The 15,147-nt window shown below is 73.1% G+C and carries 13 protein-coding genes; 11 read left to right on the top strand and 2 right to left on the bottom strand.

Annotated features, from left to right (window positions below; all coding sequences use genetic code 11):
• Window positions 1–57: 57 nt before the first annotated feature.
• A complete protein-coding gene (locus tag RNC47_RS15665) occupies window positions 58–2,859 on the bottom strand; it encodes an AAA family ATPase (protein WP_311599258.1) in 2,802 nt (933 codons plus the stop codon).
• A gap of 389 nt (window positions 2,860–3,248) precedes the next feature.
• Between RNC47_RS15665 and rfbB the strand changes: the two genes are divergently transcribed.
• The 4 genes from rfbB (at window position 3,249) to RNC47_RS15645 (ending at window position 6,810) form a co-directional block, all read left to right on the top strand.
• A complete protein-coding gene (gene rfbB / locus RNC47_RS15660; RefSeq protein ID WP_311599257.1) occupies window positions 3,249–4,247 on the top strand; it encodes a dTDP-glucose 4,6-dehydratase in 999 nt (332 codons plus the stop codon).
• 108 nt (window positions 4,248–4,355) lie between these two features.
• On the top strand, window positions 4,356–5,150 hold the full coding sequence (locus RNC47_RS15655) for a thioesterase II family protein (RefSeq protein WP_311599256.1): 795 nt from the start codon (window positions 4,356–4,358) through the stop codon (window positions 5,148–5,150).
• A gap of 10 nt (window positions 5,151–5,160) precedes the next feature.
• Window positions 5,161–5,889 (top strand): SseB family protein, encoded by a 729-nt coding sequence (locus RNC47_RS15650; RefSeq protein ID WP_311599255.1) that lies wholly within the window; start codon window positions 5,161–5,163, stop codon window positions 5,887–5,889.
• Between the two features lie 180 nt (window positions 5,890–6,069).
• Entirely contained in the window at window positions 6,070–6,810 is a 741-nt protein-coding gene (locus RNC47_RS15645; RefSeq protein ID WP_311599318.1) for an MIP/aquaporin family protein, read from the top strand.
• Here the strand turns inward: RNC47_RS15645 and RNC47_RS15640 are convergent.
• The gene (locus RNC47_RS15640; protein WP_311599254.1) at window positions 6,764–7,180 is read right to left on the bottom strand and encodes a DUF1844 domain-containing protein; all 417 of its coding nucleotides are present in this window, start codon (window positions 7,178–7,180) and stop codon (window positions 6,764–6,766) included. The two genes, RNC47_RS15645 and RNC47_RS15640, sit on opposite strands and share 47 nt — an antisense overlap.
• A gap of 333 nt (window positions 7,181–7,513) precedes the next feature.
• Between RNC47_RS15640 and infC the strand changes: the two genes are divergently transcribed.
• The 7 genes from infC (at window position 7,514) to pheT (ending at window position 14,900) form a co-directional block, all read left to right on the top strand.
• A complete protein-coding gene (infC, locus tag RNC47_RS15635) occupies window positions 7,514–8,128 on the top strand; it encodes a translation initiation factor IF-3 (protein ID WP_107485146.1) in 615 nt (204 codons plus the stop codon).
• A gap of 62 nt (window positions 8,129–8,190) precedes the next feature.
• A complete protein-coding gene (rpmI, locus tag RNC47_RS15630; protein ID WP_311599253.1) occupies window positions 8,191–8,385 on the top strand; it encodes a 50S ribosomal protein L35 in 195 nt (64 codons plus the stop codon).
• A gap of 110 nt (window positions 8,386–8,495) precedes the next feature.
• Window positions 8,496–8,882 carry a 50S ribosomal protein L20 gene (gene rplT, locus RNC47_RS15625; RefSeq protein WP_132928306.1) on the top strand — a complete coding sequence of 129 codons (387 nt, stop codon included), beginning with the start codon at window positions 8,496–8,498 and terminating at the stop codon, window positions 8,880–8,882.
• A gap of 131 nt (window positions 8,883–9,013) precedes the next feature.
• The gene (locus tag RNC47_RS15620) at window positions 9,014–9,865 is read left to right on the top strand and encodes a TrmH family RNA methyltransferase (RefSeq protein ID WP_311599252.1); all 852 of its coding nucleotides are present in this window, start codon (window positions 9,014–9,016) and stop codon (window positions 9,863–9,865) included.
• A 116-nt stretch (window positions 9,866–9,981) separates the two neighbouring features.
• Window positions 9,982–11,088: a sensor histidine kinase gene (locus RNC47_RS15615; RefSeq protein WP_311599251.1), complete on the top strand. Its 1,107-nt coding sequence runs from the start codon at window positions 9,982–9,984 to the stop codon at window positions 11,086–11,088.
• Window positions 11,089–11,244: 156 nt separating this feature from the next.
• A complete protein-coding gene (pheS, locus tag RNC47_RS15610; protein ID WP_311599250.1) occupies window positions 11,245–12,375 on the top strand; it encodes a phenylalanine--tRNA ligase subunit alpha in 1,131 nt (376 codons plus the stop codon).
• Window positions 12,375–14,900: a phenylalanine--tRNA ligase subunit beta gene (pheT, locus tag RNC47_RS15605; protein ID WP_311599248.1), complete on the top strand. Its 2,526-nt coding sequence runs from the start codon at window positions 12,375–12,377 to the stop codon at window positions 14,898–14,900. The genes pheS and pheT overlap by 1 nt, the downstream gene beginning before the upstream one ends.
• The last annotated feature ends 247 nt before the right edge of the window (window positions 14,901–15,147 follow it).

The following is a 15,147-nucleotide window of genomic DNA, read 5'->3' as shown; positions in this document are numbered from 1 at the left end:
AGCACGCCGAAGGGCCGGGGCGTCGCCCCGGCCCTTCCGGCGTTTCCGGCCGGCTTGCTACGGCCTGATGTCGGAGGCGTAGCGGGTCAGTTCGGACGGCAGGTCCGTCCGCTGCCGGACGTTGAGCTTCCGGTAGACGCGCGTCAAGTGCTGCTCGACCGTGCTCACCGTGATGTACAGCTTGCGTCCGATCTCCCGGTTGGTGTGGCCGTAGGCGGCCAGCGTGGCGACCTTCCGCTCGGCCTCGCTCAGCGCCACCAGCCCGTCAGTCTGGTGGGCCGGTGGCTCCGACTGGCTCCGAATGACATGTTTCGGCACCCGGAGGGCCTGGAGCGGGGTGACGACATCGGTGTTGCACGCCTTGGCCTCCTGGGTCGCCCGCCGGGCCACCAGACGGGCCCGGCCGAGGTCACCGAGCGTCTGATACACCTGGCTGATGTCGTTGAGGGTTCGGGCGAGTTCGAGGCGGTCCTCGCTCTGCTCCAGCAGCAGCGCGGCCTCCTGCAGCAGGGCGCACCGTTCCTTGAGCGGGCTGGCGGCCGCCAGCACCCGCAGCGAGACGCCGCGCGTGCGGGCGTACTCGGACGGGCCGAGCAGGTCGAGCTGCTGGGCGATCAGCTCGGCGGTCTCCCTGGAACGTCCCAGCCGCAGGTTCGCCTGGGCCAGGCTGCTGCGCCAGGGCACCAGCGCCGGGAAGTCGACGTCCCACTCCCGCATCAGGGCGCCGCACCGTTCGAAGTCGCCGGCCGCCGCGAGCACCCGGTCCACGGCCAGGTTGTAGTGTCCCCGCGCGTAGAGGTACTGCAGTCCGGCAACGGTGTCGAACACGGCCTCGGGGACCACCAGGTCGAGCAGCTTCGACGCCTCCTCGTACCGGCCCATCGCCGTCTCGGCGAGAATCAGGGTGGACAGCGGGAAGCCGATCGCCGCGCCCCAGCTCTGGGCGTGGAGCCGGCTCAGCGCGTCCCGGGCCAGCGCCGCCGCCCGTGCCAGGTCGCCGCGCCGCATCGCCATGTCGGCGCCGACGCTGGCCAGGACGGCCTGCCACGTCGGGGCGTCCAACCGGGCCGCTTCCGCGGACAGCACGCCGTGCCAATACTCGGCCCGCTTGCGGTGCCCGGAGTGGTGCAGCACCAGGAGCGCCATCGCGCCGGCCTCCGGGATGGTGTCGCCGAGTCGGCCCTGCAGGATGTGCTCCACGCCGTTGAGGAGCGCCTCGCTCATCCCCTGCCGCCACAGCGTGCTCAGCGTCGCGCTGCCCCGCGGCTGCGGGCCGGCCGCCGGCCTTCGCGCCCTGCTCCGGTCGGAGGGCGCCGTGGGCTCGGCGGCCGGCGGTTCGCACGGCGCGCCGTAGATCCACTCGTGGGCGATCCGGAGTTCGGCGAGCCCCGCCGTCCGCCCCGCCTCGGGGGAGGAGGTGATGGACCACAGCAGGCGGGTGGCCGTCGCCCGGTCGCCCTGCCACAGCAGGTGCCGGATGAGTGGCGCGGCGTCGCGCGCGCTCAACTGGCCGAGGTTCAGCGCGTCGTACAGGGGCGAGATGTGGCGCGCCGCCGCGGAGGGATTGACCCGCCACGCCACCCGCACCAGGGCCGCCCGGAACTTCAGGGCCTCCGGCCCCTGGCCGCACTCGCGGAGCCCCAGCTCCAGGCCGCGCACCGCGGAGTCCACGTCGTTCTCGGCCAGGGTCTGTTCGGCCGCCTGCCGCAGGGCCCGCAGCGCCCAGGGGCCAGGCACCGTGTCGGCGCGGAGCAGGCGGCGGGCGACGTCCCTCGCCATGGCGCCGTGCTCGTAGAGCAGTTCCGCGGCGCGGGAGTACAGCCGCGTGGTCTCCTCGCCCGAGAGCGTGCCCCGGACGACGGCGGCGATCTCGGGGCTGCCGAGACGCCCCTGGTGCAGCAGCCCCGCCTTCTCCAGGACGGCCAACAGCTGGGGGACCGTGTCCGGCTGCATGGGGAGCAGGCGCGCGATCAGCTCCGGCGCGGCGTGGTCGTCGAGCACGGCGAGACCGCGGGCCACCTCCATCAACGCCGGGTCCCAGCGGTGCAGACAGTCGAGCACGGCCCGCTGGAAGGCCTCGCCGGCGACGGGGCGCCCGGCCGGCCCCGGCCCCTCGTCCACGCCGAGTGGACTGTCGTCCAGAAGGGCACGGACCAGCAGCGGATTGCCGCCGCTGAGCACGCCGAGGCCGGCGGCGAGATCCGCCGCCGAGGAAGGATCCCGGTGGCCCGCGTCCAGGACGAGTTCGGTGATCTCCTCGGTCGACAGCCGACCGAGACGGATACGGTGGTGGGCCTGGCGCATCAGCTCCATCTGCACGGCCGGGCCCACATATCCGGGCCGGTCCCAGGAGGAGAGCACGACCAGAACCCGCGAGGACCGCAGGCGATGCCGGAGGAAGAGTAGCGCCTGCAACGAGGCGTTGTCGGCGAAGTGGAGATCGTCGACGATGATGACGGCGGGACGCGACCTGGCCAGGATCAGCAGGGACGAGAACAGGCTGTTCAGGGCGAGAACCTCGCCCCGTCTGAGCCCTCCCGACGGAGAATCCTCCTCGCTTCTCCCCGCGGTTTCCGCTCTGCTGAACCGAGAAAAACGGCGGATTACCTTGGAGGGGATCGGGGTGCTGTGCAGTAGCTGCCAGACGACTCCCATGGGCAGGTCGCGTTCGGTTCTCGAACCCGTGGCGTTGAAAACGATGGCGCCCGAGGAATCGGCTTTTTCGGAGAATTGCTGAAGCAGTGCGCTCTTTCCGGAGGCGAGACATCCGGTAACCAGCGCCACCTGCCCACTTCCGCTTTGTGCCTGGGTGAGCGAGGAAAGCAGGACGTCCAGATGTTTTTTTCTCCCCGTGAACATGGTAAAACTTTCCCCCTGATTTGTTTTTCAATGCGCCGTGGGGCACATGATGTGGTCGACCTCTAGGGTGTAGCTTTACTTGCTTCTTGGGTTGACTTAGCCGGAATTTCGCGACTGTATCACGTACACGCAGGTCGTGAAAGGGTTCTGTAGAATTACATCTTGGTGATTACTTCCCCACAACCACGCCAGTTCGGTCATCTCCTGCCAATTCGGTTCATTCACTGCCACCATTCGCTGGCGCCGACGCGTGACCCCCCGGGGGGCCGGACCGGGTTCGCGCGGGGGAAGGGCGCGGCGCCGCCAGGGCCCGGAGTCGGGCCCCTATGAACCGCTACGCACCGCGCCGGCCGGGGACGCGCGGCCGTGATCTCGTTAGCGTGTTCGGCATGACCTCTCTCCTGGTAACCGGCGCGGCAGGCTTCATCGGCTCGCACTTCGTGCGGTACTGGCTCGGGCAGCACCCCGGGGACACCGTGGTCGCGCTGGACGCGTTGACGTACGCGGGAACCCTCACCAACCTCGCCGACGTACGCGACGACATCGTCTTCGCGCACGGCGACATCGGCGACGCCCCGTTCGTCAGACGACTCCTCGACGAGCACGGGGTCGGCATCGTGGTCAACTTCGCCGCGGAATCCCACAACAGCCTCGCGGTGCTCGACCCCGGGCGTTTCTTCCGCACGAATGTGCTCGGCACCCAGAACCTCCTCGAGGTCTGCCGGGAGACCGGCGTGGAACGCTTCCACCACATCTCGACCTGTGAGGTGTACGGCGATCTCTCGCTGCGTTCCACGCAGACCTTCTCCGAAAGGAGTCCCTACCGGCCCCGCACCCCCTACAACGCGAGCAAGGCCGGAGCCGACCACGCGGTGCGCGCCTACCACGAGACCTTCGACCTGCCCGTCACCATCACCAACTGCGCGAACAACTACGGCAGCCACCAGTTCCCGGAAAAGGTGCTCCCATTGTTCACCACCCGGGCACTGGACGGACGACCGCTGCCGATGTACGAGTCGAGCGACAACCGCCGCGAGTGGATCCACGTGCTCGACCACTGCCGGGCCGTCGAGGCGGTGCTGCTCAAAGGGCAGTCGGGCGAGACCTACCACGTCGGAACGGGAGTCGAGGCGAGCGTCCGACAACTCGCGGACCTCGTACTCGACGAACTGGGCCTGCCGACCACGCTCACGGAGGTCGTCCCCGACCGCCCGGGACACGACCGCCGCTACCTGCTGGACTCCGGCAAGATCCGCCGCGAACTCGGGTGGCGGCCGGAGATCCCCTTCGACGAGGGCGTCAGGGACACCATCCGCTGGTACGCCGAGAACCGGGACTGGTGGGAGCCCCTGAAGGGCCGCAGCCCCGTGGTCGAGGGCTCCTGGTAAGGGGCGGATAGGGGTCGCCCGGCGACCGCCCCCTGGCTCACCGTGGACCGAGCGGCACGCGGTGGCACGGCCGCACGGAGCGAAGACGGAGAGAAAGGCGCCGAGACGATGACGGCCCCCGCAGCGACGACCCGGTGGGTGCGCCGCTTCCACCCCTCCCCACAGGCGCCCCTGATCCTGGCCTGCTTCCCGCACGCCGGGGGATCCGCCAGCTACTTCTTCCCGCTCTCCCGCGCCCTGGCCCCCGCCTACGACGTCCTCGGCATCCAGTACCCGGGGCGGCAGGACCGCCGCCACGAGCCGTGCGTGGACAGCATGGCCGAGCTGGCCGACCAGTCGGCCGAGGCCCTGCGGCCGTGCCTCGACCGCCCCGTCGTCCTCTTCGGCCACAGCCTCGGCGCCACCCTGGCCTTCGAGGTCGCCCTCCGCCTCGAGGAGAGCGGCACCGGGCCCCTGGGCGTCATCGTCTCCGGCCGCCGCGCCCCCTCCCGCCAGCCCAGGGAGTTCGTCCACCGCCGCGACGACGACCAGGTACTCGCGGAACTACGCCGACTCGACGGCACCGCCACCCAGGTGCTCGGCGAGGACGAACTGCTGCGCTCCCTCCTCCCGGCGATCCGCGCCGACTACACGGCGGTGGAGACCTACCGCCACCGGCCCGGCACCGCGCTGAACTGCCCGGTGACGGCCATGACCGGGGCGGACGACCCCCTGGCGCCGGTGGACGACGTCCGCGCCTGGCAGGACCACACCACGGGACCCTGCGCCGTCCACACCTTCCCGGGCGGCCACTTCTACCTCACGACCCAGGCCGCCGCGGTGACGCGGACCCTCACCGAGACGGCCACCGCCTGGCTCGCCGGCACCACCCCCGCCACGGCGCCCCGCGGCGGCCCCGCATAGTCTCCTCACCGTGGCCCCGAAGAACATCCCGCGACCCGCCTTCGCCGACGACGACGGCACGGCCGACCCCACGGTGCGGGAGGCGCTCGACGCCTGGGCCCGCGATCCACGGACCGAGCCGCGACTGCTGGCCGCGCTCGGGCCGGCCCGGCTGCTCGTCCCGGTGGTCGCCGTGCTCGGCGAGGCCGAGACCGGACCCGACGGGCTGCGCCGCGAGAAGAGCAGCGAGATGGCCGTCCTCACCCTCGAACTGCCCGGCGGCCGCCGCGCGCTTCCGGTCTTCACCGCCACCGAGACCCTGGCCCGCTGGCGCCCGGACGCCCGCCCCGTCGCCGTGACCACCGCCCAGGCGCTGCGCGCCGCCGTCCAGGAGAACGCCGGCGCCCTCGTCGTCGACGTCGCGGGACCGGTCAGCTACGAACTCTCGGGCCCCGCGCTGCGCGCCGTGGCCGGCGGCGGCGACCCGGCCGGCGCGCCGGCCGTGCTCGACGCCGTCCGCGCCGCGCTCGCCGCCGAGCCCGCCGTCCGCGTCGCCCGCCTGGTGCCGGGCGGCCAGGACGCCGACGCCACCCTGGCGCTGCTGCTCGACCCGGCCGCCCCCACCGCCGAGACCGTGCGCCGACTCGCCGGCACGCTGGCCGCCGACGCCACGCTCCGCGCCCACCTGGTGCGCGGCCTCCAACTCGCCGTGCTGCCCCCCGACGCGAAGCTGCCGGGCGAGCCCACCTACCGCCGCTGAGCCGCGGTCCTGGCGGCGGCGACCGCCACCCGCATGGCGGCATGCGCGTGCGGGTCGCGATCCGGTGTCGGAGACTGCCAGCACGACCGACGTCTGGCACAGGAGGGCGCCATGTCCGCCGAGACCGAGCCCGGCACGACCGACTCCGCCGACACCCGCCACGCCGGCGGCCCCGCCGCGATAGACCCGCGACCGCTGGTCGCCGAGTTCGTGGGAACCCTGCTCCTGGTCTTCTTCGCCGTGGGATCAGCCGTGCTCGCCGGGGAGTTCATCGGCACCCTCGGCATCTCGCTGGCCTTCGCCTTCGTGCTCATCGGCCTGGTCTACGTGTTCGGCCACGTCTCGGGCGCGCACGTCAACCCCGCCGTCACGCTCGGCATGCTGCTGGCCGGGCGGATGGACCCACGCGCCGCCGTGGCCTACTGGATCGCCCAGTTCGCCGGGGCCATCGTCGGCGCCGCGCTGCTCTTCCTGGTCGCCAAGCAGGTGCCGGGGCTCGGCACCCACGGCGCCTTCGGCAGCAACGGCTTCGACAGCCGCTCCGCGGTGGGCATCTCGCTCGGCGGCGCCTTCGTCATCGAGGCGCTGTTGACCTTCCTGCTGGTCTTCGTCTACCTCGCCGCGACCCCGGGGCCCGGCCTCCTGCTCCGCGGCTTCGACGGCGTGCCGATCGGCCTCGCCCTCGGCGCGGTGAGCCTCGTCGGCATCCCGCTGACCGGCGCCGGCGTCAACCCGGCGCGCAGCGTCGCCACCGCGATCTTCGCCACCGGCTCCGCGCTCACGCAGCTGTGGCTCTTCATCGTCGCCCCGCTGGTCGGCGCCGCCGTCGCCGTGCTGGTGCACCAGCTGGTGCACACCGAGAACGGCGGCTGGTTCAGCGAGCAGAACGCGCGGCGGGCGAGCCGAGGACCGGCCCGGTGAACTTCTCGCCAGGCCCCTGGCCCGGCTCGTCCGGCACCGCGGACGCCTCACGGAACGCCAGCTGCAGCGACTTCAGACCGTCCCGCAGGGGCGCCGCGTGGTAGGAACCCACCTCGGTGGCGCTCGCCGTGACCAGGCCGGCGAGCGCGGTGATCAGCTTGCGCGCCTCGTCCAGGTCCTTGTGCTCCTCGCCGCCCTCGGCGAGGCCCAGGTTGACCGCGGCCGAACTCATCAGGTGCACCGCCACGGTGGTGATCACCTCGACCGCGGGCACGTCGGCGATGTCGCGGGTCAGGCCCTCGACGTCGGGTGCGGCGGGGGCGGGGTCGGGGGTCTCGCCGGGACGGTCGGCCGGTGCGGTCTCGCTCATGCCGTCCAGGGTAGGCCCGGCCCGACCGTGTCACGCGCGGCCCCCGGTCGCGCACCCATACCGTGCGCAAGCGACCACCGGGTACTTCGTGTAGTCTGGAATTCGACCGGTCGGTCACTCATGTGGCTGACCCACAAGTGGAGGCTCCGTACTCCCACCTGGCTGGCCCCCCGGGCCGGCAGGTCACTGGTCAGGCTGCGCCCCGCGGTGATCTGCGGCGGTGCTCCCGGATCCCCAAGGAGCCCCGCCTGTGTGCCGTTCGGGGCGTTTTTTCACGCCGCCGAACGGCTGTCCGCCAGGAACGATCCCGGCACGGCTGTCCGCCAGGCAACCGTGCGGCGCAACCGAGGAGGCCCCATCAGCGCCGAGCCCCGTATCAACGACCGGATTCGCGTCCCCGAGGTGCGACTCGTCGGTCCCAGTGGCGAGCAGGTCGGCATCGTGCCGCTTGCCAAGGCCCTGGAGCTTGCCCAGGAGTACGACCTGGACCTGGTCGAGGTGGCGGCCAACGCCCGCCCGCCGGTCTGCAAGCTCATGGACTACGGAAAGTTCAAGTACGAGTCGGCCATGAAGGCCCGTGAGGCGCGCAAGAACCAGGCGCACACGGTGATCAAGGAGATGAAGCTCCGGCCGAAGATCGATCCGCACGACTACGACACCAAGAAGGGTCACGTCGTCCGGTTCCTCAAGCAGGGGGACAAGGTCAAGATCACGATCATGTTCCGCGGTCGTGAGCAGTCCCGCCCCGAGCTGGGCTACCGGCTGCTGCAGCGGCTCGCTGAGGACGTCCAGGATCTGGGCTTTGTTGAGTCAAACCCCAAGCAGGACGGGCGCAACATGATCATGGTTCTCGGTCCGCACAAGAAGAAGACCGAGGCGATGGCCGAGGCGCGGGAGGCCCAGGCCGCCCGCAAGGCCGAGCGCCAGCAGGGCAAGGCGTCGGCCTGACAAGGCCGGCGCCCCCTGCCGGGCGTCAAGGATCAGGAAGACGACGAGGAGAGAACGGCGACATGCCGAAGAACAAGACGCACAGCGGTACCAGTAAGCGCTTCAAGATCACTGGTTCCGGCAAGGTGATGCGCCCTCGCGCCGGTCGCCGTCACTACCTGGAGCACAAGCCGTCGACGCTGACCCGTCGCCTCGCCGGTGTGACGGAGACGGCTCCGGCCGACGCCAAGAGGATCAAGAAGCTTCTCGGCAAGTGACCCGGCGCGTCCGCCGGCCGACCGGCCGCGGACATCCGGGCGTCCGACCGGGACCCCATCCGTTCCGGGCCGCGTGACCGTCCCGCGGCCCCCCTACAAGGAGTACACACGTGGCACGCGTCAAGCGGGCAGTCAACGCCCACAAGAAGCGCCGGGCTGTTCTGGAGCAGGCCAGCGGCTACCGCGGTCAGCGCTCGCGCCTCTACCGCAAGGCGAAGGAGCAGGTCACCCACTCCCTCGTCTACAACTACAACGACCGCAAGAAGCGCAAGGGCGACTTCCGGCAGCTGTGGATCCAGCGGATCAACGCCGCCGCCCGCGCCAACGGCGTCACCTACAACCGGTTCATCCAGGGCCTGAAGGCCGCCGAGATCGAGGTGGACCGCAAGATGCTCGCCGAGCTCGCGGTCAACGACCCGAACGCGTTCGCGGTCCTGGTCGAGACGGCTCAGAAGGCGCTGCCCAGCGACGTCAACGCCCCCAGGGCCGCCGCCTGAGCCAGCCCGCTCCTCGCTGGCACACCGAGTCCGGACCCGCAGGCCACGTGCCTGCGGGTTCGTGCTTTCACCGGTCCCGGTGCGGCCACGCGTACCACCGCCCGAGCCGAAGAGATAGCGAGTCCCACGCCATGCCCCCCGCCGCCGAGCTGACCTCCCCACGCTCCCCGCGCGTCGTCGCCGCCCGGCGGCTGGCCCGCCGCAGCTTCCGGGGCAAGGAGCGCAGGTTCCTCGCCGAGGGACCCCAGGCGGTACGGGAGGCCGCCGACCACCGGGCCGGCGGCGAGCGCACCCTGGTCGAGCTGTTCACCACCCCGGAGGCCGCCGAGCGGCACGGCGACATCGTCGAGGCCGCCCTGGCCGCCGGCGCCCCGGTGCACCGGGCGACCGAGGAGATCGTCGCGGGCATCTCGCAGACCGTCACCCCCCAGGGCATGGTGGGCGTCTGCCGGTTCCTCGACCGGCCGATCGAGGAGATCCTGGCGGCCCGCCCCCGGCTGGTCGCCGTCCTCGCCCACGTCCGCGACCCGGGCAACGCCGGCACCGTGCTGCGCTGCGCCGACGCGGCCGGCGCCGACGCCGTGATCCTCACCGACGCCTCCGTCGACCTCTACAACCCCAAGGCGGTGCGCGCCTCCGTCGGCAGCCTGTTCCACCTGCCGGTCGCCGTCGGCGTCCCCGTGGAGCGCGCCGTCGCCGGTCTGGCCGCGGCCGGGACCAGGGTGCTGGCGGCCGACGGCGGCGGCGACCGCGACCTGGACGCGGAGCTCGACGCCGGCGCCATGGGCGGGCCCACCGCCTGGATCTTCGGCAACGAGGCCTGGGGCCTGCCCGCCGAGACCAGGGCGCTGGCCGACGCCGTCGTCCGGGTCCCCATCCACGGCCGGGCCGAGAGCCTGAACCTGGCCACCGCGGCGGCCGTCTGCCTGTACGCCTCGGCACGCGCCCAGCGCGCGCCCGGCGGGTGCCGGGCGGCGACGTAGTGGGGGTTGACCTTCGGCCATCAGCGCGCCGGCACGGTGGTCGCGCGCTCCGCCGGGGGAGGGATGAACCGACGCGTCCTAGTACGCTGACCGCACTGCGAGAGGGGCGGACGGGGATGGACACCGAAGCCGGTGCCGGGGAGCTCGACCTGCTCCCCGACGACCTGCCGGAAGGGCTGGTCGTCGCGGACGACGCCGGCCTGGTCGTCTGCTTCAACGCCGAGGCGGCCCGCCTCACCGGCCGCCCGGCCGCCGAGGCGCTGGGCCGCCGCATCGAGGAGGCGCTGCCGCTCGAGTCCACGGACGGCCGCGACTGGTGGCGGCTCACCGACCCCTACCACGGCCCCGCGGACCGTCCGGGGCAGCCCGAGCGGACCCTGCTGCTGCCCAGCGGCCAGGAGCTGCTGGTCACCACCCGCTACGCGCGGTCCCGGCCGGCGGGCCCCGTCCGCCGCCTGGTCCTCACCCTGCGCGGCGGCCACACCGGAGGGCGCGCGGAGCGCGGCAACGCCGAGCTGATCGCCACCGTCGCCCACGAGCTGCGCTCCCCGCTCACCTCGGTCAAGGGCTTCACCGCCACCATGCTCGACAAGTGGGAGCGGTTCACCGACGAGCAGAAGAAGCTGATGCTGCAGACCGTCGACAGCGACGCCGACCGCGTCACCCGGCTGATCACGGAGCTGCTCGACGTCTCCCGGATCGACTCGGGCCGCCTGGAGATCCGCCGCCAGCCGGTCAGGCTCGACGAGGCGGTCCGCCGCCACGTCGAGACCCTGGTCAACGGCGGCGTCCAGGCCGACCGCTTCCACCTGCGGATCGCCGACTCGCTGCCCGGCCTGTGGGCCGACCCCGACAAGATCGACCAGGTCCTCGGCAACCTGCTGGAAAACGCCGTGCGGCACGGCGCGGGAACCGTCACCATCGAGGTGGACAGGGCGCCGTCCGGCGCCCCCTCCCCGCCGACGCCGGAAGGCGCCCCCAGCCAGGAAGGGACATCGGTCACCGTGAGCGACGAAGGCCCCGGCATCCCAGAGGACGCCGTCCACCGGGTCTTCACGCGCTTCTGGCGCGGCAACGACCGGGGCGGCACCGGGCTCGGCCTCTACATCGTCAAGGGCATCGTCGAGGCCCACGGTGGCACCGTCGCGGTCGGCCGCTCGCCCCAGGGCGGCGCCAGGTTCCGATTTACCCTGCCCGCGGGCACCCCGGCGTTCCTTTCGTGACCCCCGCGATCGTCACCGATCGCACCGGATCACCGCCGGCCCTGGCCGCGGGCTCACCCCCCCCTCGCACCGCATGCCCACGCCCCCGGCGTGCCCCCGTAGACTCGGCGCGGGGCGCGCAGCGGGGCGCCACGCCAAACGGAAGCAACGGAAGATATGTCGGCACCCAACAAGTCGTACGACCCTGTCGAGGTCGAGGCACTGAAACCGGAAGAGATCGACCGAGCGCGCGACGAGGCGCTCGCGGCCATCGCGGCCGCCGACAGCCTCGACGCGCTGCGCGAGGTCAAGGTGGCCCACGCCGGAGACCGGTCGCCCCTCGCCCTGGCCAACCGCGAGATCGGCGCGCTCCCGCCGCACGCCAAGGCGGACGCCGGTCGGCGCGTCGGCCAGGCGAGGAAGGCCGTGGGCAGCGCCCTCGCCGCCCGCCAGGAGGAGCTGGAGGCCGAGCGGGACGAGCGCGTGCTGGTCGAGGAGGCGGTGGACGTCACCCTGCCCTACGACCGGCGCCCGGCCGGCGCCCGGCACCCGCTGACCACGCTCTCCGAGCGCATCGAGGACATCTTCACGGCGATGGGCTACGAGGTCGCCGAGGGCCCCGAGGTCGAGGCGGAGTGGTTCAACTTCGACGCCCTCAACATCGGCCCCGACCACCCGGCGCGCACCACCCACGACACCTTCTTCCTCGCCGGCGACAAGGACCGGGCCGGCGGCGCCGAGGCCGACCTGGTGCTGCGCACCCACACCTCGCCGGTGCAGGTCCGCTCCATGCTGGACCGCGAGCCGCCCATCTACGTGATCTGCCCGGGCCGCGTCTACCGCACCGACGAGCTGGACGCCACCCACACCCCCGTCTTCAACCAGGTCGAGCTCCTGGCCATCGACGAGGGCCTCACCATGGCCGACCTCAAGGGCACCCTCGACCACATGGTCCAGTCGCTCTTCGGCGAGGGAATGCGCACCCGGCTGCGGCCCAACTACTTCCCGTTCACCGAGCCGTCCGCCGAGATGGACATGGTGTGCTTCCGCTGCCGCGGCGAGTCCGTCGGCAACCCGGACCGGCCCTGCCGCACCTGTTCCAGCGAGGGCTGGATCGAGCTCGGCGGCTGCGGCGTGGTCAACCCGCGCGTCCTGGTGGCCTGCGGCATCGACCCCGAGCGGTACAGCGGTTTCGCCTTCGGCTTCGGCATCGAGCGCCTGCTGATGTTCCGCCACAACATCGTGGACATGCGAGACATGATCGAGGGTGACGTGCGGTTCACCCGGCCGTTCGGGATGGAGATCTGATGCGCGCCCCGCTTTCCTGGCTGCGGGAATACGTGGACCTGCCGGAGGGGATCACCGGCCGCGAGGTCGCGGCCCGGCTGATCTCGGCCGGCCTGGAGGTCGAGACCGTCGAGCAGCTCGGCGCCGACCTCACCGGACCCCTGGTCGTCGGCCAGGTGCTGGCCATCGAGGAGCTCACCGAGTTCAAGAAGCCGATCCGCTACTGCCAGGTGGACGTCGGCACCGCCAACGGCACCGGGCAGCCGCAGAACATCATCTGCGGCGCCAGCAACTTCCGCGTCGGTGACAAGGTGGTGGTCGTGCTGCCCGGCGGCACGCTGCCCGGCGGCTTCGAGATCACCGCCCGGAAGACCTACGGCAAGGTCTCCGAGGGCATGATCTGCTCCGCCCGCGAGCTCGGCCTCGGCGACGACCACGACGGCATCATCGTGCTGCCGCCCGAGCACGAGGCCGGCACCGACGCCATCGAGCTGCTCGAGATCGTCGACGAGGTGCTGGACATCGCGGTCACCACCGACCGCGGCTACTGCCTGTCCATGCGCGGCATCGCCCGCGAGACCGCCACCGCCTTCGGCCTCCCGCTGCGCGACCCGGCGCTGCTCGACGTGCCGGCGCCCAACGCCGAGGGCTTCCCGGTCCGGGTCGCCGACCCCGGCTGCGACCGGTTCGTGGCCCGCACCGTCACCGGGGTGCGGCCCGAGGCCCGGTCCCCGATCTGGCTCCAGCGCCGGCTCCAGAAGGCCGGCATGCGGCCCATCTCGCTCGCCGTCGACGTCACCAACTACGTGATGCTGGAGATCGGCCAGCCGCTGCACGCCTACGACCACACCCGGGTCACAGGGCCCATCGGCGTGCGCCGTGCCCAGCCGGGCGAGAAGCTCACCACCCTGGACGGCGCGCGCCGCGCGCTCGACCCGGAGGACCTGGTGATCTTCGACGCCAACGGGCCGATCGGCCTGGCCGGCGTGATGGGCGGCCAGGACACCGAGATCGCCGATGCGCCCGTCGACGAGCCGGAGCCGCTGATCGGCGAGGGCCGCGGCACCACCGAGATCGTCCTGGAGGCCGCGCACTTCGACCCGGTTGCCATCGCCCGCACCGCCCGCCGCCACCGGCTGTCGAGCGAGGCCGCCCGCCGCTTCGAGCGCGGCGTCGACCCGCTGGCGGCCGGCGCGGCCGCGCAGCGCGCCGTCGACCTGCTGGTGCTGCTCGGCGGCGGCACCGCGCAGCCCGGCGTCACCGAGGTCGTCACCGAGGCGCCGCCGGTGACCATCACCATCCGCGCCGACCACCCCGACCGGGTCGCCGGCATGACCTACGGCCGCGAGACCGTCGTGCGCCGGCTCCAGGAGGTCGGCTGCACGGTCACCGGCAGCGACCTGCTGACCGTCACCCCGCCGAGCTGGCGACCCGACCTCACCGACCCCAACGACCTGGCCGAGGAGGTCATCCGCCTCGAGGGCTACGCGGCCCTGCCGTCGACGCTGCCGCGCCCCAAGCCGGGCCGCGGCCTCACCGAGCGGCAGCGGCTCCACCGGCGGGTCGGCCGGGCGCTGGCCGGCGCCGGCTACGTCGAGGCGCCCAACTACCCGTTCCTCGGAGAGGCCCAGCTCGACGCGCTCGGCCTGCCGGCGGACGACGACCGCCGGCGCACCGTCCGCCTGCTCAACCCGCTCTCCGACGAGGAGCCGGCGTTGCGCACCACGCTGCTGCCCGGACTGCTCGACGCGCTGCGGCGCAACGTCGGCCGCGGCACCGGCGACCTGGCCCTGTTCGAGACCGGCCTGGTCTTCCGGCCCACCGGCGACGAGCCGGCGCCCGTCCGGCTGCCGGTCACCAGGCGGCCGTCCGCCGAGGAGATCGCCCTGCTGGACGCGGCGCTGCCGCGGCAGCCGCGGCGCGTCGCCGTGGTCCTCGCCGGCTCCCGCGAGCCGGCCGGCTGGTGGGGCGAGGGCCGCCCGGCCAGCTGGGCGGACGCCGTCGAGGCCGCCCGCACGGTGGCCGCCGAGGCCGGCGCCGAACTCGTCGTGGAGAGCGACCGGCACGCCCCGTGGCACCCCGGCCGGTGCGCGGCGCTGTACGCGGTGGCGGACGGCGAGCGCACACTGGTCGGCCACGCCGGTGAGCTGCACCCACGGGTGATCAAGGCCCTCGGCCTGCCGGAGCGCACCTGCGCGATGGAGGCCGACCTGGACGCGCTCCAGCGCGCGGGCGCCGGCCTGCCGGCGGCCCCCGCGGTGTCCTCGTTCCCGGTGGCCACCCAGGACGTGGCGCTGGTCGTCGACGCCTCCGTCCCGGCGGCCGAGGTGGCGGCGGCGCTCCGGGAGGGGGCCGGCGAGCTGCTGGAGTCCCTGCGGCTGTTCGACGTCTTCACCGGCGAACAGGTGGGCGAGGGCCGCAAGTCGCTCGCCTACACCCTGCGGTTCCGCGCACCCGACCGGACCCTGAAGGCCGAGGAGACGACAGCCGCCCGCGAGGCGGCGGTAGCCGCCGCGACGGCCCGCACGGGCGCCACCCAGCGGTAACGCTGGCCGCTTGGCCCTGGCCACCGGCCCGCCGGCCCGACCAGGCGGCGTAGCCGCCGAGGTCGGGCCTGGCGGCCGTGTCGGCCTGGCGGCCGTGTCGGCCTGGCGGCCGTGTCGGCCTGGCGGCCGTGCCGCGCCCACCCACCCGCCCTCCGGGCGGGTCGTCGCGCGGCCCGGGCCGGGTGGCCCGGCGGCGCAGCCGCCGCGGGCCCGGCCATCGGCCGTGCACCGCGCGCGGGCCCGCGGC

Source organism: Streptomyces millisiae (genome assembly GCF_031845425.1).
Lineage (GTDB): Bacteria > Actinomycetota > Actinomycetes > Streptomycetales > Streptomycetaceae > Streptomyces > Streptomyces millisiae.
The sequence above is the reverse complement of the archived record's forward strand: the minus strand, read 5'-3'. Positions and strand labels throughout refer to the sequence as shown.